General features: G+C 72.3%; 24 protein-coding genes and 1 pseudogene. 14 read left to right on the top strand and 11 right to left on the bottom strand.

The window, feature by feature from the left end; all coding sequences use genetic code 11:
• Positions 1 to 42: 42 nt before the first annotated feature.
• From OHU74_RS04225 to OHU74_RS04215, 3 genes and pseudogenes are all read right to left on the bottom strand, one after another.
• Positions 43 to 957, bottom strand: coding sequence for a sirohydrochlorin chelatase (locus tag OHU74_RS04225; RefSeq protein WP_371614641.1), 915 nt, complete (start codon positions 955 to 957; stop codon positions 43 to 45).
• A gap of 121 nt (positions 958 to 1,078) precedes the next feature.
• Positions 1,079 to 1,765 (bottom strand): uracil-DNA glycosylase, encoded by a 687-nt coding sequence (locus tag OHU74_RS04220; RefSeq protein ID WP_371614640.1) that lies wholly within the window; start codon positions 1,763 to 1,765, stop codon positions 1,079 to 1,081.
• Positions 1,766 to 1,792: 27 nt separating this feature from the next.
• Positions 1,793 to 2,880, bottom strand: a pseudogene (locus OHU74_RS04215) (WD40/YVTN/BNR-like repeat-containing protein).
• A gap of 235 nt (positions 2,881 to 3,115) precedes the next feature.
• Between OHU74_RS04215 and OHU74_RS04210 the strand changes: the two are divergent.
• Complete coding sequence (locus OHU74_RS04210; protein WP_371614639.1) at positions 3,116 to 4,228, top strand: NADH:flavin oxidoreductase/NADH oxidase; 1,113 nt, start codon at positions 3,116 to 3,118, stop codon at positions 4,226 to 4,228.
• Positions 4,229 to 4,304: 76 nt separating this feature from the next.
• A complete protein-coding gene (locus OHU74_RS04205) occupies positions 4,305 to 4,652 on the top strand; it encodes an ArsR/SmtB family transcription factor (protein ID WP_371614638.1) in 348 nt (115 codons plus the stop codon).
• Positions 4,653 to 4,718: 66 nt separating this feature from the next.
• On the opposite strand, the gene OHU74_RS04200 is transcribed toward OHU74_RS04205, so the two are convergent.
• The 4 genes from OHU74_RS04200 to OHU74_RS04185 form a co-directional block, all read right to left on the bottom strand.
• Positions 4,719 to 6,089: an FAD-dependent oxidoreductase gene (locus OHU74_RS04200; RefSeq protein ID WP_371614637.1), complete on the bottom strand. Its 1,371-nt coding sequence runs from the start codon at positions 6,087 to 6,089 to the stop codon at positions 4,719 to 4,721.
• Between the two features lie 117 nt (positions 6,090 to 6,206).
• Positions 6,207 to 6,857, bottom strand: coding sequence for a TetR/AcrR family transcriptional regulator (locus OHU74_RS04195; protein ID WP_371614636.1), 651 nt, complete (start codon positions 6,855 to 6,857; stop codon positions 6,207 to 6,209).
• A 323-nt stretch (positions 6,858 to 7,180) separates the two neighbouring features.
• Positions 7,181 to 8,119: a M56 family metallopeptidase gene (locus OHU74_RS04190; protein ID WP_371614635.1), complete on the bottom strand. Its 939-nt coding sequence runs from the start codon at positions 8,117 to 8,119 to the stop codon at positions 7,181 to 7,183.
• A gap of 101 nt (positions 8,120 to 8,220) precedes the next feature.
• The gene (locus OHU74_RS04185) at positions 8,221 to 8,787 is read right to left on the bottom strand and encodes a DUF5134 domain-containing protein (RefSeq protein ID WP_371614634.1); all 567 of its coding nucleotides are present in this window, start codon (positions 8,785 to 8,787) and stop codon (positions 8,221 to 8,223) included.
• A 184-nt stretch (positions 8,788 to 8,971) separates the two neighbouring features.
• Between OHU74_RS04185 and OHU74_RS04180 the strand changes: the two genes are divergently transcribed.
• Positions 8,972 to 9,511 (top strand): GNAT family N-acetyltransferase, encoded by a 540-nt coding sequence (locus OHU74_RS04180; RefSeq protein ID WP_371614633.1) that lies wholly within the window; start codon positions 8,972 to 8,974, stop codon positions 9,509 to 9,511.
• Between the two features lie 19 nt (positions 9,512 to 9,530).
• On the opposite strand, the gene OHU74_RS04175 is transcribed toward OHU74_RS04180, so the two are convergent.
• The gene (locus OHU74_RS04175; RefSeq protein WP_371614632.1) at positions 9,531 to 10,223 is read right to left on the bottom strand and encodes a glycerophosphodiester phosphodiesterase; all 693 of its coding nucleotides are present in this window, start codon (positions 10,221 to 10,223) and stop codon (positions 9,531 to 9,533) included.
• Between the two features lie 190 nt (positions 10,224 to 10,413).
• Positions 10,414 to 11,064: a helix-turn-helix transcriptional regulator gene (locus OHU74_RS04170; RefSeq protein ID WP_371614631.1), complete on the bottom strand. Its 651-nt coding sequence runs from the start codon at positions 11,062 to 11,064 to the stop codon at positions 10,414 to 10,416.
• A 50-nt stretch (positions 11,065 to 11,114) separates the two neighbouring features.
• Here OHU74_RS04170 and OHU74_RS04165 point away from each other — a divergent pair, with 50 nt between their 5' ends.
• The 6 genes from OHU74_RS04165 (at position 11,115) to OHU74_RS04140 (ending at position 17,359) form a co-directional block, all read left to right on the top strand.
• Positions 11,115 to 12,236: an LLM class flavin-dependent oxidoreductase gene (locus OHU74_RS04165; protein ID WP_371614630.1), complete on the top strand. Its 1,122-nt coding sequence runs from the start codon at positions 11,115 to 11,117 to the stop codon at positions 12,234 to 12,236.
• Positions 12,237 to 12,246: 10 nt separating this feature from the next.
• Positions 12,247 to 13,317, top strand: a complete 1,071-nt coding sequence (locus OHU74_RS04160) for an alpha/beta hydrolase (RefSeq protein WP_371614629.1) — start codon at positions 12,247 to 12,249, stop codon at positions 13,315 to 13,317.
• 81 nt (positions 13,318 to 13,398) lie between these two features.
• On the top strand, positions 13,399 to 14,805 hold the full coding sequence (locus OHU74_RS04155) for a DUF6421 family protein (protein WP_371614628.1): 1,407 nt from the start codon (positions 13,399 to 13,401) through the stop codon (positions 14,803 to 14,805).
• Positions 14,806 to 14,831: 26 nt separating this feature from the next.
• Complete coding sequence (locus tag OHU74_RS04150) at positions 14,832 to 15,590, top strand: SDR family oxidoreductase (protein WP_330295065.1); 759 nt, start codon at positions 14,832 to 14,834, stop codon at positions 15,588 to 15,590.
• A 38-nt stretch (positions 15,591 to 15,628) separates the two neighbouring features.
• Positions 15,629 to 16,705 (top strand): low specificity L-threonine aldolase, encoded by a 1,077-nt coding sequence (locus tag OHU74_RS04145; RefSeq protein ID WP_371619562.1) that lies wholly within the window; start codon positions 15,629 to 15,631, stop codon positions 16,703 to 16,705.
• 54 nt (positions 16,706 to 16,759) lie between these two features.
• Positions 16,760 to 17,359: a transglutaminase family protein gene (locus OHU74_RS04140; RefSeq protein ID WP_371614627.1), complete on the top strand. Its 600-nt coding sequence runs from the start codon at positions 16,760 to 16,762 to the stop codon at positions 17,357 to 17,359.
• On the opposite strand, the gene OHU74_RS04135 is transcribed toward OHU74_RS04140, so the two are convergent.
• Complete coding sequence (locus OHU74_RS04135) at positions 17,295 to 18,560, bottom strand: MFS transporter (RefSeq protein ID WP_371614626.1); 1,266 nt, start codon at positions 18,558 to 18,560, stop codon at positions 17,295 to 17,297. The two genes, OHU74_RS04140 and OHU74_RS04135, sit on opposite strands and share 65 nt — an antisense overlap.
• Before the next feature lie 285 nt (positions 18,561 to 18,845).
• Here OHU74_RS04135 and OHU74_RS04130 point away from each other — a divergent pair, with 285 nt between their 5' ends.
• Positions 18,846 to 20,075 (top strand): alginate lyase family protein, encoded by a 1,230-nt coding sequence (locus tag OHU74_RS04130; protein ID WP_371614625.1) that lies wholly within the window; start codon positions 18,846 to 18,848, stop codon positions 20,073 to 20,075.
• 52 nt (positions 20,076 to 20,127) lie between these two features.
• On the opposite strand, the gene OHU74_RS04125 is transcribed toward OHU74_RS04130, so the two are convergent.
• Entirely contained in the window at positions 20,128 to 20,850 is a 723-nt protein-coding gene (locus tag OHU74_RS04125; RefSeq protein ID WP_371614624.1) for a lysophospholipid acyltransferase family protein, read from the bottom strand.
• Between the two features lie 292 nt (positions 20,851 to 21,142).
• On the opposite strand from OHU74_RS04125, the gene OHU74_RS04120 reads away from it, so the two are divergent.
• The 4 genes from OHU74_RS04120 (at position 21,143) to OHU74_RS04105 (ending at position 24,205) form a co-directional block, all read left to right on the top strand.
• Complete coding sequence (locus tag OHU74_RS04120) at positions 21,143 to 21,481, top strand: TlpA family protein disulfide reductase (RefSeq protein WP_371614623.1); 339 nt, start codon at positions 21,143 to 21,145, stop codon at positions 21,479 to 21,481.
• A gap of 153 nt (positions 21,482 to 21,634) precedes the next feature.
• Positions 21,635 to 22,168, top strand: a complete 534-nt coding sequence (locus OHU74_RS04115) for a flavin reductase family protein (protein WP_371614622.1) — start codon at positions 21,635 to 21,637, stop codon at positions 22,166 to 22,168.
• Between the two features lie 200 nt (positions 22,169 to 22,368).
• Positions 22,369 to 23,154, top strand: coding sequence for an electron transfer flavoprotein subunit beta (locus OHU74_RS04110; RefSeq protein ID WP_371614621.1), 786 nt, complete (start codon positions 22,369 to 22,371; stop codon positions 23,152 to 23,154).
• Between the two features lie 88 nt (positions 23,155 to 23,242).
• Positions 23,243 to 24,205 carry an electron transfer flavoprotein subunit alpha/FixB family protein gene (locus OHU74_RS04105; protein ID WP_371614620.1) on the top strand — a complete coding sequence of 321 codons (963 nt, stop codon included), beginning with the start codon at positions 23,243 to 23,245 and terminating at the stop codon, positions 24,203 to 24,205.
• The last annotated feature ends 14 nt before the right edge of the window (positions 24,206 to 24,219 follow it).

Raw genomic sequence — 24,219 nt, 5'->3', positions numbered from 1 at the left:
CGGGGCACGGGCTCTCGTACGTACGGCATGAGCGGGAGGGGGTCAGTGGGAGGCGGCGCCCTGCGGGATGCCGAGGGCCGCGGAGTACTGGGCGACGGCCAGCTTGCCGAGCGCCGGGTACGCGCCGAGCACCTCGGCGGAGCTGCAGTCGGCCTCCTTGCAGGCGGTGTCGAGGAGCCCCTCGGCGGCCTCGGGGCCGACCAGGTAGGGGGCCAGCGCCAGCTGGGTCGAGCCCTCGCGGCGCAGCTGCTCGGCGGTCGCGGCCACCGAGCCCTCCTCGTCCAGCGCGGCGGCCATCACCGGCACCGCGAGGCGGGCGGCCAGCAGCATGCCGGTGATCCCGGCGGCCCTGACGGCCTCCTCGCCGCCCGTGGTGACCAGGACGATGCCGTCGGCGGCCGTGGTGACGCTGAAGAGCCGGGCGCGGTCGGCGCGGGCCAGCCCCGCTTCGGAGAGCCGCACGTGCAGGGCCTCGGCGAGCAGCGGGTGCGGACCGAGCGGGTCGGCCAGCTCCGCGGCGGCGGAGGAATCCATCAGCGCCTGGCGCATGCGCCGCAGCAGGTCCCCGTCGGGGCCGGCCAGCAGGGGCACGACCACGGCGTCGGGGCCGGTCGGGGCCGGTACCTCGTGCCCGGCGGCGCGGGCGAACTCGGCGCGCGCGGCGCGGTCCCGCGCGACGGCGGTCAGCACGCCCGACAGGGACGGGAACTCGGTCGAGTCGTCGCCGTCGAGGAAGCCGACGCGGGCATCCAGGCCGGGCAGCTCGGAGCGACCGATGCTGACGATCTCTTCCGCGAGGCTCCGAGAGGAGGCCGAAGGGGCACCGGGCACGGCGAGCACCAGCGCGGGCGCGCCCTCGGGCGCCACCGCGGGCTCGGGCCGGCGGTGCCGCCCGGTCTGGCGGGGTCGCGGCATTCGTACGGGCAGGCCATTTGCGGGCCCAGTGGGGGAGCTCATGGCGCCGCATGCTACTGGCTTATCGGAACCGGGTGTTCGGGCAGGGCCTTCTCGGGCGGCATCTGTCCGTATTTATCCGCGGAATGTCATATACGGTTCAACCGATCGATTGCCCGGCCGGTCAACCGGCGGCCGGGAGCCGCCAGTCCACCGGCTGCGCGCCCTGGCGGACCAGCAGGTCGTTCACCCTGCTGAAGGGCCTGGAACCGAAGAATCCGTTGTCCGCGGACATGGGGGAGGGGTGCACCGACTCCACGGCCGGCAACTCGCCCAGCAGCGGCCGCAGATTGCGGGCCTCGCGTCCCCACAGCACCGAAACCAGCGGTGTGCCGCGCGCCGCCAGCGCCCGGATCGCCTGCTCGGTGACGGCCTCCCAGCCCTTGCCCCGGTGGGCATTGGGCTTGCGCGGGGCCGTGGTGAGCGAGCGGTTCAGGAGCAGGACGCCCTGCCGGGTCCACGGGGTCAGGTCCCCGTTGGTCGGCTTGCCCGTCCCCAGGTCGGCGTGGAGCTCGCGGAAGACGTTGTCCAGGCTGGGCGGCCACGGGCTGACCTCGGGGGCCACCGAGAAGGACAGGCCCATCGCGTGCCCCGGTGTGGGGTACGGGTCCTGCCCGACGATCAGTACCTTCACCTCGTCGAAGGGCTGCTGGAACGCGCGCAGGACGTTCGGCCCGGCCGGGACGTACGTTCTCCCCGCCGCGATCTCGGCGCGCAGGAAGTCGCCCATCGCGGCGATCTGCGCCGCCACCGGCTCCAGAGCGCGGGCCCAGCCCGGCTCGACGATCTCGTTCAACGGTCGTGCTGCCACGGTCGGTCACTCTACTGGCTCAACCGCTCACGGCAGGACCGCCGCCCGTACGCACAGCACGTCGGGCAGGTGCTCGGCCAGCAGTTGCCAGCTGTCCCCGTCGTCGTGGCTCGCGTAGAGCTCGCCGTTGCGGTTGCCGAAGTAGATTCCGGCCGGGTCCGCGTCGTCCGTGCAGAGCGCGTCGCGCAGCACCGTGCCGTAGTGGTCCCCGTCCGGCAGGCCCTTGGCCAGGGGCTCCCAGCTCGCGCCCGCGTCCGGGTCCGGAAGACCCGGCAGCGGTGCTCCGCCGGGACCCGGTCGGAGTCGGCGTTGAGGGGGAAGACGTAGGCCGTGTCCGGCCGGTGCGGATGGGCGGCCACCGCGAAGCCGAAGTCCGAGGGCAGACCGGCGCCGATGTCCGTCCAGCGGGTCCCGGCGTCGTCGCTGCGGTAGACGCCCCAGTGGTTCTGCAGGTACAGCCGGTCCGGGTTCCCCGCGTCCTGGGCGATCTTGTGCACGCACTGGCCGAACTCGGGATTCGGATCGGGCAGGAACACCGCCGAGACCCCGCTGTTGGACGGGGTCCAGCTGGCCCCGCCGTCCCGGGTGCGGAACACCCCGGCGGTGGAGACCGCCACCGTGACCAGGTCCGGGTCGGCCGGGTCGGTGACCACGGTGTGCAGGCCCTCGCCGCCGCCGCCCGGGACCCACTTGTCCCGGCTCGGGTGCTCCCACAGCGGCCGCACCAGCTCGAAGGACTCGCCGCGGTCGGCCGAGCGGAACAGCGCGGCCGGCTCGGTCCCCGCGTAGACCACGTCCGGGGCCTCGGGGCCGGCCGGATGCAGCTGCCAGACCCGCTCCAGGGAGGCTCCGGTGTCCTGGGGGAACTTCACGGCCGCCGCGGCGGGCTCGTTCCAGGTCGCACCCAGGTCGTCGGAGGTGAAGACGGAGGGGCCCCAGTGCGAGCTGTCCCCGCCGACCAGCAGCCGGGGCGTGGGGCCGCGCCGGTCGACGGCGACGGCGGAGACCGCCTGGGCGTTGAAATGCGGCCCGCCGAACGCCCAGGTGCCGTCGGTGCTCCGACGGCCGATGAACAGTCCCTTGCGGGTTCCCGCGAGCAGTAGCAGGTCGGTCATGGCCGATACCTCCGGACGTCGTTGTCCCTATACGGCGGCTTTCGAGCCAGTCTGCACCCGGGCACTGACAACGGCCCCGCCGCGCCGCGCCGACGGCTGGTCGCGCGAGCCGGTTGTACGAGAGACTTCTTAGTACGAGCGAATCCGTAGTATGGTCTTTCGCGTACCAGTCTGCGGACCCCGGGTGGCTGCCCGGCGCCCGCCTGTGACCGTCCGTGATCACTGGAGAGTCCTCGTGAGTACTGCCGCCGCCGTCCCGGCCGAGTTCGCCGCCCTGTTCGCGCCCTACACGCTGCGCTCCGTCACCATCCCGAACCGGGTGTGGATGGCCCCGATGTGCCAGTACAGCGCCGAACCCGACGGCCCCGCCGCGGGCGCCCCGGGCGAGTGGCACTTCGCGCACTACGCCGCCCGCGCGGTCGGCGGCGCCGGCCTGATCATCCAGGAGGCCACCGCGATCTCCCCGGAGGGTCGGATCTCCCCCTACGACCTCGGCATCTGGAACGACGCCCAGGTGGAGGCGCTCCGCCCGATCGTCGCCTTCGTGAAGGCCCAGGGAGCCGTCGCCGGAATCCAGATCGCACACGCCGGCCGCAAGGCCTCGACCGAGAGCCCCTGGAAGGGCGGCCGGGTCATCGACCCGCAGGCGCCGCACGGCTGGCTGCCCAGCGCGCCGAGCGCGGTGCCCTTCCGCGAGGGCGATCCGGTTCCGCACGAGCTGACGGTCGATGAGATCCACGGGATCGTCGCCGAGTTCGCGGCCGCCGCCGGACGCGCACGGGAGGCCGGCTACCAAGTGGTCGAGATCCACGGCGCGCACGGCTACCTCATCGGCGAGTTCCTCTCCCCCCACAGCAACCGGCGCACCGACGCGTACGGCGGCTCCTTCGAGAACCGCGCCCGCTTCGCCCTCGAAGTCGTCGACGCCGTCCGCACGGTGTGGCCCGAGGAACTGCCCCTGTTCTTCCGGATCTCCGCCACGGACTGGCTGGAGGAGGCGGGCTGGACGGCGGACGAGACGGTTCGGCTGGCCGGACTGCTCGAGGAGCACGGGGTGGACCTGCTCGACGTCTCCACCGGAGGCCTCGCCCCGCACGCCGAGATCCCGGTCGGCCCCGGCTTCCAGGTGCCCTTCGCCGCCCGCGTCAAGGCGGAGACCGGCCTTCCGGTGGCCGCCGTGGGCCTGATCACCGAGCCGGAGCAGGCCGAGAAGATCCTGGCCAACGGAGAGGCGGACGCGATCCTCCTCGGCCGCGAGCTGCTCCGCGACCCGTACTGGGCCCGGCGCGCCGCCGCGGAACTGGGCGCGGCGGCCTCCGTGCCGGGCCAGTACGCCCGGGCCTGGTGAACGCGGGAGCGCACGAGGCGTGTTCTACGATGGGCGGCGCAGCTTTGCCGGAAATCAGCCGAGTGAGGGAGAGAACGTGACGGATACGGCCAACGTCCGCGTCCTTGACCATCCCGAGCTCGGCGAAATCCGGCTCGAGAGCGTCCTGCACGCGCTGTCCGACCCGATGCGGCTGTCCGTGGTCCGGGAATTGGCGGCCTCGGACGTGGAGCAGCCCTGCTCCGCCTTCGTGCTGCCCGTCACCAAGTCGACATGCACGCACCACTTCCGCGTCCTGCGCGAGAGTGGCGTCGTCCGTCAGGCCTACCAGGGCACGGCCAAGATGAACGAACTGCGCCGGGCCGATCTGGAGGCGCTCTTCCCCGGTCTCCTCGACCGCATCCTCGCGGCCGCGTCCGCCGAGGAGGCACGGCTGTCGGGCTGAGGCGCGCGGCCTGCCGGCCGGGCCGATACGGCCTAGGCCGGGCCGCGTACCCGCCGGTGCTCCGGCTCAGCCGGAGCCGTCGGCCGCGGCCAGCAGACCCGCCCAGTCGGGGATCTTGACGGAGCGCCGGCCCAGGGAGCGGCCGAGCTCCGCCTCCGCCGTCTCGATGGCCAGCCACCCCGGCCACTCCACCGGCCGCAGCCCCGCCGCGCGCAGCGCCTCCAGCGGGTCCTGCGGCAGCTCGCGCCGGGCCAGCGTCCCCGCGTCCTGGAGCAGGGAGGAGGCCGTCTCCTTGGCGCACGGCCGGTTGGTGCCGATCACCCCGGTCGGGCCGCGCTTGATCCAGCCCGCCACGTACTCGCCGACCGAGGCGCGGCCCGCGCGCAGCACCCGGCCCGCCGCGTGCGGGACCGTTCCGGTGCGCTCGTCGAAGGGCAGGCCGGGCAGCGGAACGCCCTGGTACCCCACCGAGCGCAGCACCAACTGCGCCGGGAGGTCCTCGTAGACCCCGGTGCCGGTGACCCCGCCCCGGCCGTCGGGGGCCGTCCGCTCGAACCGCATTCCGGTGACCCGGCCGCCCTCGCCTCCGAGCACTTCCACGGGGCGCAGGAAGAAGCGCAGTTCGATGCGCCGGTGCACGCCGCCTCCGGTCTGCGCAGCGGGGTCGGCGGTGGCCCAGCCGCGCAGGACCTCCACATTGCGGCGGTTCACCGCGGGCAGGGCCGCGCCCGGGTCGGCGTACGCCGGATCCAGGCCCAGCTCCGCCGGGTCGGCCAGGGCCTCCACCCCCGGGAGCGTGCCCAGTTCGCGCAGCTCCTTCGTGGTGAACTTCCCCTGCGAGGGCCCGCGCCGGGCCACCATCCGCACCTCGCGCACCCCGCTGGCGCCGAGTGCGCCCAGGGCCGGCTGCGGCATGTCGGTGGGCGCCAGCTCCGGTACGCCCCGGGCCAGGATCCGCGTCACGTCCACGGCGACGTTGCCCGCGCCGATCACGATGGCCGAATCCACTCCCGGCAGGCCGAAGGCCTCGGCGGCCGCGTCCGGATGCCCGCTGTACCAGGCCACGAAGGCCGTCGCGGAGTGCACGCCGGCGAGGTCCTCGCCGGGGATGCCGAGCGGCCGGTCCCGGGCCGCGCCGACGCAGTAGACCACCGCGTGGTACAGCTCCAGCAGCCGGGCGGTGGACAGTTCGGGGCCGCCGACCTCGACGTTGCCGAAGAACCGGATGCGCTCGTCCTCCAGTACGGTCCGCAGACTGCCCTGGAGCGACTTGATCTTCTCGTGGTCGGGGGCCACCCCGTACCGGACGAGCCCGTAGGGGGCCGGCAGCCGGTCCAGTACGTCGACCCGCACGCCCGGGACCTCGCGCTGCTGGACGAGCGTCTGGGCGGCGTAGACCCCGCTGGGGCCCGAACCGACGACGGCGATACGAAGCACGGCGGAGCTCCTCACGCAGGTGCTCCCAGCATGACACCGGGCGCCCGGGACCGGCAGCCCCTGCGGGCATCCGGGGACCGGTGGGGCCACTGAGGCGCGTGAGGGGCCCCACAGGGCCTATCGGGGTCCGATGGGGGCCACCGGGGGTGAGGGAAACGTTCCGCCGGGCGGTCCGCCCTCCGGCGGGACCCCGAGCTCCCAGTCGAGCCCGTACCGCTGGAACAGCTCGGCCCGCAGCCGCGCCGCCGGCATCGGCGCCCCCGGCAGCAGCACCGCGACCACCGCGCCCATCAGCAGCGCCCGCAGCAGCGGGTAGTCGGTGTCCACCTCCGCGGAGCCGTACCGCACGACGGTGTCCCGCAGCAGCTCCGCGAGCCGCTGCTGCTCGGCGCACTGTACGAAGCCCTCCGCCTGGAGGATGCCCGCCATGTGGGTCCGCATCAGCCGCGGCTGGTCCCGGGCCAGCCCGAGGATCGCGTCGATGGCGCGGGCGAGCCGCTCCCTGCCGTCCTCGGTGTGCGGCTCCCGCTCGAGCGCCGCTTCCAGGGTCAGGTGCATCAACCGGTGCACGGCGGACTGGAGCAGTTGGCGTTTGCCCGGGAAGTAGTACGACACGAGGCCGCGGGCCGCGCCCGCCCGGTCGGCGATGTCGCCGAGCTTGGTGGCTTCGTACCCGCGCTCGGCCACGAGTTCGACCGTGGCCTGCAACAACCGCTCCCGGGAACGTCTCCGCAATTCTTCATTGACCGATGCGCTGCGCGGGGACATGCTTGCTCCTGCGTTGACTGGCTCTGAGCCAATATACTCAGCGCGCGGGAAAGTCTGCCCTGGGTGAAACGGGGGATCGCCCAGGGCAGGCCCCACCGGCAGCGGCCGGCGCCGCGAGGGCCACAGAGGCCCCGAGGGCCACCAGGGCCACGCCCGGCGGCCAGCCCGCCCGGACGTCCGCAGCAGGCCGCAGGCCGCAGATCACTGTCGCCGTCATGGCATGGCCGGACGGGTGGCCGGCGCAGTCCGCGGAGTCGACCGGATCCGGCCGTACCGGACGCTCCCGCCCCACCAGTGCCTTCAGCCCCTCCGAAAGAGACGGCCTAGGCCAGCGCGTTCAGTCCCGGGCCGAACGCGACCAGCAGGGGGATCGCCGGAGCCAGCGTCGCCAGGGCCGTCAGTCGCATCCGGCGTCCCGCCGAGAGCCGTGGTGCGGCCGAGAGCAGCCTGCGCACCCGCTGCGGGACGTGCGCCTCCGGGTCGGAGTACTGGCCGAAGACCCCGCGGTCCTCGTTCAGCCCGACCAGGGCCAGGGCGATGGTGAGGCGCCCGTACCGCCGGGAGGCCACGTCATCGGCGGCCAGCTCCACGAGCCGGTGCATCTCCGCTTCGAACGCGTCGAAGACCGGGACCTGCGGGAACCCCCGGGACAGCGCCCGCGAGCAGTGCAGCAGCCAGTCGTGCCGGGCCGCGGCGTGACCCTGCTCGTGCGCCAGCACGGCGTCCAGCTGGCTGCCCTTGAGCCGGCCCAGCGCCGCCGTCGTGACCACCAGTCGCGGGGCCGGTCCCGGCAGCCACCAGCTGTCGGGTCGCTGTCCCTCCAGTACGACGAGCCGTGCCCCGGTGGTTTCCTCCCCGGGCAGCAGCGGGGCCTGGAGGAGCAGTTCGGCGCCCTGCGTCCGCCGCCGGGCGCGGGCCCGCAGGACCTCCCGGGTCAGCATCGCGCCGGTCCACAGCCCGCCGCCCGCCAGTACGAGGGCGGTCGCGATGGCCCAGGCGCCGCCCGCGGAGCCGAGCGCGTACGCGTCGACCACCCGGTGCGGGGCGGGAGCGAACAGCCGCCCCCGGACCGCCTGCCAGGCGCCGGCCGCGCTCAACAGCATCGACAGCGCGAAGCACAGGAGCACGGCGCCCACCACGCACTGCCAGGCCCACAGGGCCACGACGGGTTCGCGCTCGGGCCACTGGGCCCGGGCCAGCACCCGGGGTGCGAGCATCGCGGTCAGGACGCCGAGCAGCAGGAGAGCGGCGGGGACCATCATGGGCCCAGCCTATGAGCGCACGCCTACCTGCGGGTAGGCGTGCGGTGAAGGGTGACGCAGCACACGTTTGCCCGTACGCCCTCCTCCGGGAGGGCGCCGCCTCACATCATCAGCAGCATCGCCAACATGCCCATCCCCATGGTCAGTCGGCAGGCCCTGATCACCTCCGCCGGTCCGGTGGGGGACGCGACAGGGGCATCGGAGTGCGCCCCGGCGCCGCCCGCCGTGACCAGCCGGGCCCCGCCCAGCACCACGTACCCGGCGTAGTAGACGAGCAGCAGCCCGGTCACCAACGGCAGCCCGCCGCCGTGCCCGTGGCCGGCGCCCCCGCCGTGACCGGCTCCCGACCCGGCGCCGGTCCACGCCGCCAGCGCCATGTAGACCATGGTCAGCGAGCCCACCAGATGGTGCGCGTGGTGCAGGCCCCCGCGCAGCAGCCAGAGCGCGTGCAGCGCCGCGCCGCAGAAGACGGCGCCGAGCACCGGGGTCTGCCAGTCGCCTCCCAGGCCCAGGGGCACCGCCATCAGGGCCATGCCGAATCCCATCACCGCCTCTCCGGCGGCGGCCGAACCGGCGCCGGATCTGCCGGCCCGCCGAAGGCAGTACGCGCCGCTCGTCGCGCAGAGCAGGACGAGCAGCCAGGCGGAGACGGAAGAGGAGAGGGACATGGTGGAACCGTGCACGGCGGAACCTCCCGGTTCGTCGGCTTCAGTCGGCTTCACCGGAAGAGATGCCCCCGTCGCACGGCCCGCACGCCGCCCGGGGATAGTCTCTGTGTGCGGTACACGGCACCCCGTACCGCACCCGGACATGTCATTTCCGGACATGCAGTCCCGAAGAACGGAGCCCTCGATGCCGAGCGCCGACCCCCAGGCCCTGACCTTCCGCACCGCAGTGGAGGCCGACGTCCCGGCACTGGTGGAACTCGTCGAGTCGGCCTACCGGGGGGATGCGAGCCGCGCGGGCTGGACCACCGAGGCGGACTTCCTGGACGGTCAGCGCACCGACGAGGCGGGCGTCGCCGGGATCGTCGCGCACCCCGACGGCATGCTGCTCGTCGCGGAGCGCGCGGGCGAGCTCATCTCCTGCTGCCACCTCGAACACCGGGGGGACCACGTCTACTTCGGGATGTTCGCGGTCCGCCCCGGACTGCAGGGTGGCGGCCTCGGCAAGGAGGTCATGGCCGAGGCGGAGCGCCGCGCCCGTGAGCAGTGGGAGGCCAAGGAGATGCGGATGACCGTGGTCAACGTACGGGAGGAGCTCATCGCCTACTACGTGCGCCGCGGCTACGAGCGCACCGGAGAGATGAGCCCCTTCCCCTACGGGGACGAGCGCTTCGGCGTCCCGCTCCGTGACGACCTGGCCTTCGAGCTGCTGGTCAAGTCGCTGTAGTCCGGGGACGTGCAGCGCTTCAGGCGGTGAAGCGGCCCGTGGAGCGGATCTCCGGGAAGTCGGTGACCACGCCGTCGAGTCCGAGCGCGCGGGCCAGGCGCAGGTGGTCCAGGCAGTTGACCGTCCAGCCGATCACCCGGAGCCCGGCCTCGTGCGCCGACTCCACCGTGTCCAGGGTGAGGTGGCGGATGTTGAGGGCGACCGTCTCCGCGCCCGCGTCCACGGCCCGGCCGACGGTCGCCTCGGCGTCCGCCGCGCTCTGGTCGGCGTAGAGCGCGGTCCGTACGCCCGGCACCAGCCGGCTCGTCTCGCCGAGCACCTCGTCGCGGAACGAGGCCACCTCCACCCGCCCGGTCAGATCGCGGCCGAGCAACAGCTCCGCCAGCGCCGTGGCGACGCCCAGGTCGTGCACCTGGACCTGGAGCGGCGCCCGGACCGCGTCCAGGACCTCTTCCAGGACGGGCACGTGCTGGCCGTCCCCGGCGTCCAGCCCGCGCAGTTCGGCCAGGGTCAGATCGGTGACGGCTCCCGAGCCGTCGGTGGTCCGGTCCACCTCGGCGTCGTGCAGGACGACGAGGGTGCCGTCCTTGCTGAGTCGTAGGTCGAGGGCGATGACGTCCATGCCGGAGCGTTCCGCGCGGACGAAGGACCGCATGGTGTTCTCCGGTTCGACACCCATGACCCCGCGGTGACCGATGGTGAGGAAAGTCAAGGTTCTCTCGCTTCCGTCGACGGCGGCTCCCCGCGCGGTCGCGGTGTCCCGACCGGCCGCGCGCGGTGAGGACGCATGCTAGTGCGCCGCGCGGGCGATGAGACCGTCCGTGCAAGGGCTCCGAAACGCTCGCCGGCCGCCTCCCGCCGGGCCTGCCGGGGCTCCGGAGCCCGCGGCGGGGTCCGCCGTGTCACCCGGGCGTGGGCGCGTCCCCGCTGCCTTGACGTTCCTGCTGGACCGGGTCGGGCTGGTCAGCCGGGTCGGCCGCGCCGGGCAGCTCGGCCAGGTCCGCCAGCAGGGTCCGGGTCAGTTCCAGCTCGGCCAGGTGCTGGCGCTCGCTCCAGCGCAGCGCCAGGGTGGGGAACGCCCAGTCCGGCTCCTCGGCCGCGTGCGCCATGGCCTCCCGTACGGCGGCCAGCTCGCCCGTGGTGCGCTCCAGGTGCTCGGTCACCATCCGCCGCAGCAATTCGGGTTCCGCCAGGTGCCCGAGCCAGACCCGCAGCAGCAGCCCGTGCTTGAGCACCGGGGGTCCGGCCTCGGAGGAGTCGGCGGCCCAGCCGGCCAGCGCTTCGCGCCCGGCGGGGGTGATGCCGTAGCGGCGCTTGGCCCGGGCCTCCTCGGGCCCCGAGCGCACGGACGCCGCGTAGCCGAGTTCCTCCAGGCGGCGCAGCTCGGCGTAGATCTGACTGATCGCCGGTGACCAGTAGAAGAAGCGGAGGGAGGAGTCCGCCCACTTCTTCAGTTCGTATCCGGTCCGCTCGCCGGGGAAGGAGAGCAGACCCAGTACGGCCCATGCGGTCGGCGGTAGCTCTTGCTTCTTCGGCTTCTGACTACTAGTCATATTTCTAATTGAAGTGAGACCGGGTACGGGACGCAACCCTGGAGGCATAAGTGAAGTTCTCCGTCATCTTCGAGGCGCAGTTGGCCGACCCGACCGTGGAGCGCGAGCACCAGGTCATCCGCGACTGCGTGGAGCAGGCGGTGCTCGCCGAACAGGTGGGATTCGACCGGATCTGGGCCGTCGAGCACCACTCGCTCAAGTGGTACGCCCACATGTCCGCCCCGGAAATCTTTCTGAGCTTCGTCGCGGCCCGGACGAACACCATACGCATCGGCCACGGGGTCGTGTGCATGCCCTTCGGCTTCAACCACCCCGTGCGGGTCGCCGAGCGGGCCGCGATGCTCGACCTGCTGTCCGGCGGACGCGTCGACCTCGGCGCGGGCCGCGGCGGGACCGCCCAGGAGACCTCGCTGTGCGGGGTGGACAAGGACCGCACCACGGCGGAGGTGGAGGAGGCGCTGCGGATCATCGGGAAGGCCTGGCAGGAGGAGGAGCTCGAGTACCACGGGGAGCTCATCGACATCGATCCGCATCCGATCCTGCCGAGGCCCAGTCAGGCCCCGCACCCGCCGCTGTTCCTGGCGTGCAGCCGGGGCGAAACGCTGGTGCAGGCCGCCGAGCTGGGCGTCGGGGCGCTGGTGATGGGCTTCGCCGGGCCGGAGTCCATCGCGCGGATGCGGGCCGTGTACGACGGCGCGATCGCCGGCCGCGACGGCGGCCGCTTCGTCTCCACCGTGGTCAACGACCACTTCTCGGTGCTCTGTCCGACCATCGTGCTCGACGACCCGGAGGAGGCCCGCCGGATCGGCGTCCGGGGGCAGCGGTTCTTCGCGCAGTCCATCGGCCACTGGTACGGCGGAGCGGGCGTTCCGGACGAGGCGGTGGTGGCGGGCGCCGACGAGGAGGCGGAGATGCGCAGGGCCGCCGAGCAGGTGGTGGCCCGGCTGCACGAGCTGGACATCCCGGTGCGGCCCACGTCCACGGCCACCTTCAACGCCGACCACGCCTACGGGAGCGCGGACGAGGCCATCGCCTACGTGGAGCGGCTGAGGGAGGCGGGGGCCGACGAGATCATGTGCCTGATCCAGATGGGGACCGTGCCCCAGGAGGCCTGTCTGGAGACCCTGCGGCAGTGGGGCGAGAAGGTCATCCCGCACTTCCGGAAGGCGTAGGGCCACCGCCGTGAACGAAGCGAACCCGCAGGCTGGTGTTCCGGCCGGCCGCACCGCCCCGGCCGGTCCCACTGCCCCGGCCGGCCCCGTCCCGTGGACCGACCGGCTCGATCCCGCCGCCCGGCCCTACGCGGACGCCATGGCCGCCTTCTTCCCCGACCTCGGGGGCGCCGTCACCGAAGCGCGGGAGGCCCGCCGGATCCTCGCCGCCGCGCCCGCGACGGGCGCGCCGCTCGCCGTCGGCTCCGTCGAGGACCGGGAGGTCCCCGGGCCGGCCGGTGCGCCGCCGGTTCCGGTGCGCGTCTACTACCCCGACCCCGAGGAGTGGCCCGGGGTCCGGCCGACCGTGGTGTTCTGCCACGGCGGAGGCTGGGTCCTGTGCGACCTCGACACCCACGACGCCACCGTCCGGGCGCTCTGCCGCAGCTCCGGGGCCGTCTTCGTCTCCGTCGACTACCGGCGGGCACCCGAAGCCCGCTTCCCCGCCGCCGTCCACGACGCGTACGCCGCCCTGTGCTGGGCCGGCGCGCACATCGAGGAACTGGGCGGGGACCCGGCCGCCCTGGTGGTGGCCGGGGACAGCGCGGGCGCGAACCTCGCCGCTGCCTCGTTGCTGATGGCCCGGGGCCGCGGGGGACCGGCCGTCGCGCTCCAGATGCTGATCTATCCCTGCCTGGACGCCGGGCAGGACACGGACTCCTACCGGGACAACGCCGCGGGCTACTTCCTCACCGCCGCGCACCTGCGCTGGTTCTGGGAGCAGTACCTGGGGCCCGGCGGCGACGGCCGCGATCCGCTGGCCTCCCCGCTCGGCGCCGATCTGCGGGGGCTGCCGCCCGCGCACGTGGTGGTGGCGGGGTGCGATCCGCTGCGGGACGAGGGGGTGGCGTACCACCGTCGGCTGATCGGGAGCGGAGTTCCTTCGGCCCTTGACGAGCATCCCGGGATGTTCCACGGGTTCCTCGCGCTGGCCGACGTACTCCCACAGGCCCGCCAGGCCTTGGCGCGACTGGGCGGAGTCCTCGATTCCATGCCTAAGAACGGGAAGACTTCCGGTGAAACTGGGGGTGACGCAGGATAATTTCCCGGATTCCCTCTTGAGCAGGAGAGCCTCACATGCATACGCTGTCTTAACGTGAGGTTCTCCTGTGGAGGAAGTGACATGACGGAAACTCTTGTGCCGGGTATCGGCGGTGCCGTGATAACCGCCGGTGTACGGGTGGTGGACCACCCGGCGTGGCCCGAGCTCAAGGCCGCCGTGGAGGAGATCCGGCCCTGGCAGTCGGCCGACGGCTCCATCGACTTCGAGGCCGAGGGCGCGCCCGCCCGCGCCGCCGCCGAGGTCGCGGTCGAGCGCGTGGTCTCGGGCATCGAGGCGCTGTCGCCGCTGCTGCCACACGGCGGCGCGTACCACCGTGCCCTCATCGGCGACCTGCGAAAGTGGGCCGCCGACGGTTTTGCCGTGCCGGACTTCCTCGACTCCCTGCTGGCCTTCCACCCGGCGGCCGAGCGCGCCGACGGGCTCCAGCACCTCGTGGTCTTCCCGATGTACACCCAGAACGGCAACCCGGACCGCAACCTCGAAGCCGTCGTGCTGAAGATGGTGTGGCCCGAGTGGCTCTCCGAGCTGGAGCGCACCCGGTACGACAACCCGCTCTTCCTCGGCATCACCTTCGAGGACTTCACCCCGGGCTACGACACCCACTCCGCGGTGCTCTTCCCGGAGACCATCGCCGTGCGCGAGGCCCCGGAGCGCTTCACCTGGGGCGGGATCTTCTGCGACCGCGAGGCCGCCCGCTACCGCAAGGTCACCGAGGCCGCCGTCGACATCCTGGGCATCGAGCTGCCCGAGGACATCGCCCGCATGGTCGAGGACCAGGAGCGCTGCGAGAAGGCCTTCGTCCTGTGGGACATGGTCCACGACCGCACCCACAGCCACGGCGACCTGCCGTTCGACCCCTTCATGATCAAGCAGCGCCAGCCGTTCTGGATGTATGGCCTCGAAGAGCTGCGCTGCGACCTCACCGCCTTCAAGGAGGCCGTGAAGCTGGAGTCCGAGGGCAACGAGCACGGCCGTGACGTGCAGTACGCCGTCCTCTTCGACCGGATGTTCCGCTTCCCGGTCTCCGGCGACCGCAACCGCAACTACGACGGCCTCGGCGGCCAGCTGCTCTTCGCGTACCTCCACAAGCACGACGTCGTGCGCTGGACGGACAACAAGCTGAAGATCGACTGGATGCGTGCCCCGCAGGTCACCAACCAGCTGTGCGCCGAGATCGAGGACCTCTACCGGGCCGGGATCGACCGCCCGAAGCTCGTCCACTGGTTCAAGGCCTACGAACTGGTCGCCGAGTACCTCGCTCCCCACCCGGGATCCCGCTGGGCCAAGGGCCCCGACGCCCTGGACCTCACGCAGCCGCCGCGCAAGCTCGTGGACGACGTGCTTCCCGACGAGTTTCCGCTCAGCATGTTCTATGAGGCCCTCGCCAAGAAGCTCAAGGGCGTGATCGCTTCGACCAAGGGCATCACCGCCCTGAACACGGAACACGCAGAGCGGGCCGCCGCGTGAGCGCTCGCCCACAGGAGGCTGCACAGATGAACGGCTCGAATGGCAACGGGAATCTCCACGGCGCGGTGGTAGCGGTGGCGGGGGCCGGCGGCCCCGCCGGGCGCGCCACCCTGCTCCGCCTCGCCGAGGCGGGTGCCGTGGTCGTCGCGTCCGACGCCGACCCGGCGCGGCTCGCGGAGGCCGTGGACGCGGCACGCTACGCCCACGGCGGCGCCACCATCACCGGTGACACCGTCGACCTGCTCGACCTGGCCGCGACCAAGGCCTGGGCCGAGCAGACCGAGAAGGAGTTCGGCCGCATCGACGGCCTGGTCCACCTCGTCGGCGGCTGGCGCGGCAGCACCACCTTCACCGACACAGACCTCGCGGACTGGGACTTCCTGGAGAAGCTCCTCATCCGCACCGTCCAGCACACCTCGCTCGCCTTCCACGACGGACTGCTGCGCAGCGACCGCGGCCGCTACGTCCTGGTCAGCCAGTCCGGCGCGCACAAGCCGGTCGCCAACAACGCCGCGTACAACGCGGGCAAGGCGGCCGCCGAGGCGTGGACGCTGGCCATGGCCGACTCCTTCCGCAAGCTGGGGGGCGAGGACGGCCCCGGAGCCGCGGCTGCGATCCTGGTCATCAAGGCACTGGTGCACGACGCGATGCGCGCCGAGCGCCCCACTGCGAAGTTCGCGGGCTTCACCGACGTCAAGGAGCTGGCCGAGGCCATCGCCGGCGTCTGGGAGCGGTCCGCCTCCGATGTGAACGGACAGCGTCTGTGGCTCACTCCCCAACCGTGAAGAACGCTGACGTGAAGAACGCTGCCGTGAAAACCGCGATCAGGAAGTCCCAAGCGAAGACCGACGCCCGCCGGCACCACGACCCGGCGGTACGCGGCTTCGCCAGCGACAACTACGCCGGGGTGCACCCGGAGATCCTGGCGGCCATCGCGCTGGCCAACGGCGGCCACCAGGTCTCCTACGGCGACGACGAGTACACCGAACACCTGCAGAAGATCTTCCGCGGCCACTTCGGCCCGCACGCCGAGGTCTACCCGGTCTTCAACGGCACCGGCGCCAACGTGACGGCCCTGCAGGCCCTCACCGACCGCTGGGGCGCGGTGGTCTGTGCCGAGTCGGCGCACATCAACGTCGACGAGGGCGGAGCGCCCGAGCGGATGGCGGGCCTCAAGCTGCTCACCGTTCCCACCCCGGACGGCAAGCTCACCCCCGAGCTCATCGACCGGCAGGCCTGGGGCTGGGAGGACGAGCACCGGGCGATGCCGCAGGTCGTCTCGATCACCCAGAACACCGAGCTCGGCACGGTCTACACCGTGGACGAGATCCGGGCCATCTGCGAGCACGCGCACGGCAAGGGCATGAAGGTCCACCTCGACGGTGCCCGGATAGCCAACGCCGCGGCCTCGCTGGACGTGCCGATGCGCGCCTTCACGAACGCCGTCGGCGTGGACGTGCTGTCCTACGGCGGCACCAAGAACGGGATGATGGCCGGAGAGGCCGTCGTCGTGCTGAACCCGGATGCCGTCCGGCAGATGAAGCACATCCGCAAGATGTCGATGCAGCTCGCCTCGAAGATGCGCTTCGTATCGGTGCAGCTCGAAGCGCTCCTCGCGAAGGACCTGTGGCTGCGCAACGCCCGCCACGCCAACGCGATGGCGCAGCGGCTGGCGGCCGGGGTGCGCGAGACGGACGGGGTGGAGATCCTCTACCCGGTGCAGGCGAACGCCGTGTTCGCGCGGCTCCCGCACGCGGTGACGCGGCGGCTCCAGGAGCGCTACCGCTTCTACTTCTGGGACGAGATCGCGGGCGACGTCCGCTGGATGTGCAGCTTCGACACCCAGGAGGAGGACGTGGACGGGTTCCTCCAGGCCCTCAAGGAGGAGCTGGCCCGCTAGCACTGCCATAAATCTATAGACATGCAGAATTCTGCATAGGTATGCTCCTGGATCATGAAGCTGATCCAGGAGCATTCCGACGTTGCCGCCTATCTGGTGGCCGATGAAGCCGTCGATCACGACCACCCGCTGGTCCAGGAGACCGCCGACGCCCTGTGGGCGGCCACAGGCGATGCATATTCATACGCGAAGGTCGCCTTCGAGTTCGTCCGCGACACCATCCCGCACACCGCCGATTCCGGGGACGACCGCGTCTCCTGGCGCGCCTCCGACGTCCTGGCCACGCGCAACGGCATCTGCTACGCCAAGTCCCACGCGCTGACGGCCCTGCTGCGCGCCCAGGGCATCCCGGCCGGGCTCTGCTACCAGCTCCTCGGCGACGACGACGGGTCGAACCTGGCCGTCCACGGCCTCGTCGCGCTGCGCCTGCCCGGCAGGGACGACTGGTCCCGGGTGGATGCGCGGGGCAACAAGCCCGGCGTGGACGCCCAGTTCACCCTCGACCACGAACAACTGGCCTTCCCCGTCCGCCCGGAGCTCGGCGAGGTCGACTACCCCGAGCTGTACGCGGCGCCGCATCCGGCCACGCTCAAGGTGCTCCAGGAGTCCGTGGACCGGCCGCAGTTGTGGCGGAACCTGCCGACGGGGCTGTAGCCGGGAGGGCGCCGGTCGCGGCCGGGACCCCGTCCGGTACGGGCCCGGGTACGGCCACCAGCGTGTGCAGCAGGGCGCCGGCCAGCTGCAGTACGGCGATCCCGAGCAGCAGGATCCACGGCGGCGCGTCGGCGGCGAGCCCCACGAGGGCGGCGCCGGTGGACGCGGCCGTCACCTTGAGCCCGGCGCCGAGGGTGAACACCTGGGTGCGCACCCCGTCCGGTGCGTACTGCGAGCGGATCCGCAGGGTGGCCGTGAGCAGCGGCCCGTCGCACACCCCGGCCGCGGCGAACGCCACCGCCGTGAGGGCGACCGAGGGGGTGAACGCGGCTGCGGTGAGCGCCACCCCGGTGGCCGCCATGGCCCAGCGGGCCAGCTTGCCCGGCGCGACGGCCGTGATCCGGCCCAGGGTCAGGGAGCCGGTCAGGGCGCCCAGGGCGAAGGCCGTCATCAGTACCCCGCCGCCGCGCGGACTGCCGAGCGCGGTGGCCAGGAGCACCGAGGTGGTGGTGAGCGAGCCGATGCCGACGAAGGCCAGGGTGGTGGCCGAGGTGACCGCCCGCAGTTCCCGGACGCGCCACAGGGCGGCCAGCCCGGCCCCCAGCCCGGCCCGGGGTGTCCCGGGGGCGGGGCCCGCGCTTCCGTGGCTCCCGTACGGAAGGGTGGCCGCCAGCGCCGCCGCCAGTGCGCCGGAAGCCGCCAGGACCGCCATCGCCGGACCGGCTGAAGCGAAGGCCGCCACCAGGCCGACAGCCGCGGGGGCGGTGACGGCGGCGCCGTTGTAGGTCGACGCGTCCCAGGCGTACGCCCGGTCGCGCGCCGGACCGGCCGGGACCAGGCCCGTCACCAGACTCGACAGCCCGCCCGTCACCATCGGCCCGCAGGCGCCGCCGAGCACCGCCACCACGAGCACCACGGGTGTCGGGGCCCGCCCGAGGATGAAGGCCAGGGTCGCCACGGCCGTGGTGAATCCGGCCAGCGCGCCCACGTGGAAGAGCCGCGGGCGGCGCGACCTGGCCGCGGCGGCGCCCGCGAGCGGAGCCGCCAGTACGTGCGGGGCCAGCCAGGCGGTCAGGACGAAGGCGCCGTGCGCCGCGCTTCCGGTGCGTTCCAGGGCGAGCAGTACCACCGCCATGCCCATGCCCTCGGAGGCGAACCGTGCGGCCAGTGCCGCAGCCAGGTACCGCCCGAACCCCTGCATGCCAGGCCCCCCTGCGTCAGGCAATGCCGCGGACGGGGCCGCGGACGGGGCCGACGTTACGCCATTCGGGTTCGGGGGGAGAGGGCCGAGGTGCCGGGTTGATGCCCGGCTGACCGCCGGATTCGGTCAATAGGAAACTTTCCTGTCTGACATCGTTGTCGACTTGGCATGCGCATGGGTATCTTCGGCCGCAGGAATCCCCCCACGGACCCTCCTTGCGGACTTCCGCACCCTCCTCGCGGAGCTCCGCGCCCTTCCCCCCACCTCCGACCGGAAGGCGCTCCCATGCGTTTAGGAGCCTCCATCGGGCCGGCCGCCGCGGCCCTCGCCCTGGTCGCGGCATCAGCCCTCACCGTCATTCCCGCCGCACACGCCACCCACCCCGTACCCGCCGCGGCCCCGGCCGCCCCCATCGCGGTCGCCCCAACCGCGTTCGCCCACCCCGGAGTTCTCAACAGCCGCGCCCAACTGGAGTTCGTACGCACCAAGGTGCAGGCCGGGCAACAGCCGTGGAAGGCGGCGTTCGACGACATGCGGGCGAGCGGATACGCCTCCTTGTCCCGAACGCCCAAGCCGCGCGCCGTCGTCGAATGCGGCTCCTACTCCAACCCGGACATCGGCTGCTCCGACGAACGCGAGGACGCGATCGCCGCGTACACCGACGCGCTCGCCTGGTACATCACCCGCGACCCCGCGTACGCGAAGAAGTCGATCGAGCTGATGGACGCCTGGTCCGCCCGGATCAAGAGCCACACCAACAGCAACGCCCCGCTGCAGAGCGGCTGGGCGGGTTCCACCTGGCCGCGGGCCGCCGAGATCATCAAGCACACCTACGCGGGAGGATGGCCGAACCAGGGGCGCTTCGCCACGATGCTGCGCGAGGTCTACCTGCCCGAGGTGATCAACGGGAGGCCGAACACCAACGGCAACTGGGAACTGATCATGATGGACGCGGCCGTGGGCATCTCCGTCCACCTCGACGACCGCGCGTCCTACGACAAGGCGATGGCGATCTACCTCGGCAGGGTCCCCGCCTACTTCTACCTCGCCTCCGACGGCCCGCAGCCCAAGTACCCGCCGCGCTCCACCATCGACACCAGGAGCGAGCTGATCGACTACTGGCACGGCCAGAGCACCTTCGTGGACGGTCTGGCCCAGGAGACCTGCCGGGACTTCGGCCACACCGGGATGGGGATCGCCGCGACGATGCACGTGGCCGAGACCTCGCGCATCCAGGGGCGGGACCTGTACCCGGAGTTCAAGGACCGGTTCCGCTACGCGCTGGGCTTCCACGCCAAGTACGAGCTCGGGGAGGCCGTGCCGGCCTCGCTGTGCGGGGGGAGCCTGACCAAGGGCCTCGGCCCGGCCACCGAGGTCGGCTACAACGCCCTGCACAACCGGCTCGGCGTCGCCATGGAGAACACCGGCAGGCTCACGGAGAGCCGGCGCCCGGCGGGTACCGAAAACCATTTCGAGGCGTGGGAGACGCTGACACACGCCGACAACCCGAACTGACCCGCACGGTGCGGCCCCGCCACCCGGCGGGCCGCACCCCCCTCCGGAAGGCTCAGCCGGCTTCCTTGACCTGGGCCGCGGTCGGCGCGGTGCCGCCGAGGTGGGCCGGCAGCCACCAGGAGTCGTCCGCACCCCTGGGCTTGGCGGGGTAGGCGCTCTGCGCGGCGTCCAGCAGCTCCTGCACCCGCTCGCGCACCCGACGGGTGATCGCACCGGCGTACTGGTCGGAGGGAGCCTCCAGCGGCTCGCCCACGCGCATCGTCACGGGGATGTGGCTGCGCTTGAGGTCCTTGGGGCGGCCCTTGGTCCACAGCCGCTGCGTACCCCACAGGGCCACCGGGATCAGCGGGACCCCGGCCTCCTGCGCCATCCGGGCCGCGCCGGACTTGAAGCTCTTGAGCGTGAAGGACTGGGAGATCGTCGCCTCCGGGAACACGCCGATGATCTCGCCGGCGCGCAGCGAGTCCAGCGCGTGCTGGTACGCCGTCTCACCCTGCGCGCGGTCCACCGGAATGTGCTTCATCGCGCGCATCAGCGGACCGGACACCTTGTGCCGGAACACCGACTCCTTCGCCATGAAGCGCACGAGGCGCTTCTGCGGGCGGGCGGTCAGCCCGGCGAAGATGAAGTCGAGGTAGCCGATGTGGTTCGACACCAGAACCGCTCCGCCCTTGCGGGGGATGTTCTCGGTGCCCTTCATGTCGATGCGGACGTCGAGCGCACGGAACAGAGCGTGCGCAGCGCCGATGACCGGGGGGTAGACGAGCTCAGCCATGGTGGGGAGACCCCGCTTTCTGCCTGGAGGTGCTCCCGGCCGGAAGTTACGGCAGCGTAGGTACGCGGCCATGGGGATCGTGCCCCATACGGGAGCCGCAGGCCAGCCCAGACGCCTGCACCCGGCGAGATTCTCATCACGCCGGGAATGCGGCGCGCCTGCGGGGCGCTCGGATCAGCGTACGAACGTACCGAGATGATGTACGGACACACATACGGGCAGCGTATGGACGCGGTGCGGACCTGGGTGTGGACGTGGCAGCGGTACGAGGACGGCGGCGAGGGGAGCGGGCGTGCGCGGGCACGAGGGGGACGACGGGACGGGCCTTCGGCTGGGCGCCCGGGAGCTGGGCGCGGAGCCGGGGGAGCGGGCCACTCTGGTGCAGTTCTCCAGCGCCTTCTGCCAGCCCTGCCGGGCCACGCGGCGGATCCTGGCCGAGGTCGCCGGCATGGTCGAGGGCGTCGCGCACATCGAGATCGACGCCGAGGAACGGCTGGAACTCGTACGGGCCCTCGGGATCGAGAAGACGCCGACGGTGCTCGTCCTGGACGCGGCCGGCCGGATCGTGCGGCGGGGCGTGGGGATGCCGCGCACGGCCGACGTGATCGCCGCTCTGGGCGAGGCCGTATGACCCTCGCGCGGGGTCCGGAGCGCCGGTGCGCGCGCCCGCACGCAGAGTGACGCGCCCTACATCTGTCCGCTGCGGCTTGACTGTGTACACGGGTGATCGCCAGGCTGGCGACATGCGGTATGAACTCCTGCTTTACGGACGGGGAATCCCTTCATGACGGCTCCGACGGCTCCGTCCCCCCGATCCGACACCGGCCTGCCCGGCTCGCCCGACCTGTTGCGCTCGGTGTTCCGCCGGCACGCGGCGGGCGTCGCCGTGATCACCGCCGACAACGGCGGCCGGCCGGTGGGATTCACCGCGACCTCGCTCAACTCCGTCTCGGCGGACCCGCCGCTGCTGTCGTTCACCATCGGCACGGGGTCCTCCAGCTGGCCCGGGGTCCGGGACTCCGAGTACCTCGGCGTCCACATACTCGGTGAGCACCAGAGCGACCTGGCGGGCCTCTTCGCCCGGAACGGAGCCGACCGCTTCGGTCCGGCCACCGACTGGGCGCCCGGACCCTACGGGGTCCCGGTGCTGGGCGGAGTCCTGGCCTGGCTGGTGTGCCGGATCGTGGCGCGCGTGCCGGCCGGTGCGCACCGAGTGGTGATCGCGGAGGCGGTCGCCGGGGACCCGGCGGGGGATCCGGCGGGCGAGGGGCGCCCGCTGCTGTACCACCAGGGGCGCTTCAACGCGTTGCGCGACTGAATCGTCCCTGCTGGGACGGGTTCCGCCCGCGTTGGCCAGATCACAGTTCACGGGCCTTGCAACCTGGCGGGACCCGCTGTGTACTGACGAGTAACATTCCCTTCGGAGCGCGGGCCGCCCCGGCGGGAACGGCCCGAGATGGCGCCTATGCTGCCTGAACAAGGCGGTACCAGAAATGTCGATGCGGTAGGAGAGCCGGCGTGAGCCTGAGGATCGTTGTCTGTGTGAAGTACGTGCCCGACGCCACTGGCGACCGGCAGTTCACCGAAGACCTGACCGTCAACCGCGACGACGTCGACGGCCTGCTGTCGGAGCTCGACGAGTACGCCGTCGAGCAGGCGCTGCAGATCGCCGACGAGGCCGACGACGCGGAGATCACCGTCCTGACGGTGGGCCCCGAGGACGCGAAGGACGCGCTGCGCAAGGCGCTGTCCATGGGTGCCGACAAGGCCATCCACGTCGAGGACGACGACCTGCACGGCAGCGACGTCATGGGCACCTCGCTGGTGCTGGCCAAGGCGATCGAGAAGGCCGGTTACGACCTGGTCATCACGGGCATGGCCTCGACCGACGGCACCATGGGCGTCCTCCCGGCGATCCTGGCCGAGCGCCTGGGCGTCCCGCAGGTCACCCTGCTCTCCGAGGTCAAGGTCGAGGACGGTGTCGTCACCGGCCGCCGCGACGGCGACTCGGCGAGCGAGCAGCTGGAGGCCTCCCTCCCGGCGCTCGTCTCGGTGACGGACCAGTCGGGCGAGGCCCGCTACCCGTCCTTCAAGGGCATCATGGCCGCCAAGAAGAAGCCGGTGCAGTCCTGGGACCTGGAGGAGCTGGAGATCGAGTCCGACGAGGTCGGTCTCGAAGGCTCCTGGACCGCGGTCGACTCCGCGACCCAGCGTCCGGCCCGCACCGCCGGCACGATCGTCAAGGACGAGGGCGAGGGCGGCAAGTCGCTGGCTGCCTTCCTCGCGGAGCAGAAGTTCATTTAAGAACTGTCTGGCCGGCCAGAAGTTCATCTAAGAGCTTCGGCCCTCTCGCAACGCCCCCTGACTACTTCGCATTCGCAGGAGCATCCCCATGGCTGAAGTCCTCGTCTACGTCGACCACGTCGACGGCGCCGTCCGCAAGCCCACTCTCGAACTGCTGACGCTGGCCCGCCGCATCGGCGAGCCCGTCGCCCTGGCCCTGGGCGCCGGCGCCGAGGCCACCGCCGCCGTGCTCGCCGAGCACGGTGCCGTCAAGGTCCTCACCGCCGACGCCTCCGAGTTCTCCGACTACCTCGTCGTACCGAAGGTGGACGCGCTCCAGGCCGCGTACGACGCCGTCTCCCCGGTCGCCGTGCTCGTCCCGTCCTCCGCCGAGGGCAAGGAGATCGCCGCACGCCTGGCCGTGCGCATCGGCTCGGGCATCATCACCGACGCCATCGACCTGGAGGCCGGTGAAGAGGGTCCGGTCGCGACGCAGGCCGCGTTCGCCGCTTCCTTCACCACCAAGTCCCGCGTCTCCAAGGGCACCCCGGTCATCACCGTGAAGCCGAACTCGGCCCCGGTCGAGGCCGCTCCGGCCGCCGGCGTCGTCGAGGCCCTCGCCGTCACCTTCGGCGCCCTGGCCACCGGCACCAAGGTCACCTCCCGCACCCCGCGCGAGTCGACCGGCCGCCCCGAGCTGACCGAGGCCGCGATCGTGGTCTCCGGCGGCCGCGGCGTCAACGGCGCCGAGAACTTCCACATCATCGAGGCGCTCGCGGACTCCCTCGGCGCGGCCGTCGGCGCCTCGCGTGCCGCCGTCGACGCCGGCTGGTACCCGCACTCCAACCAGGTCGGCCAGACCGGCAAGTCGGTCTCCCCGCAGCTGTACATCGCCTCCGGCATCTCGGGCGCGATCCAGCACCGCGCCGGCATGCAGACCTCGAAGACCATCGTGGCCATCAACAAGGACGCCGAGGCCCCGATCTTCGACCTGGTCGACTACGGCGTGGTCGGCGACCTCTTCGCGGTCGTCCCGCAGCTGACCGAGGAGATCAAGGCGCGCAAGGGCTAGTCCCTCGTCCGCAG

The organism is Streptomyces sp. NBC_00454 (assembly GCF_041434015.1).
Classification (GTDB): domain Bacteria; phylum Actinomycetota; class Actinomycetes; order Streptomycetales; family Streptomycetaceae; genus Streptomyces.
Note: the sequence above shows the minus strand (reverse complement) of the source record. Positions and strands in the feature narration are given on the sequence as shown.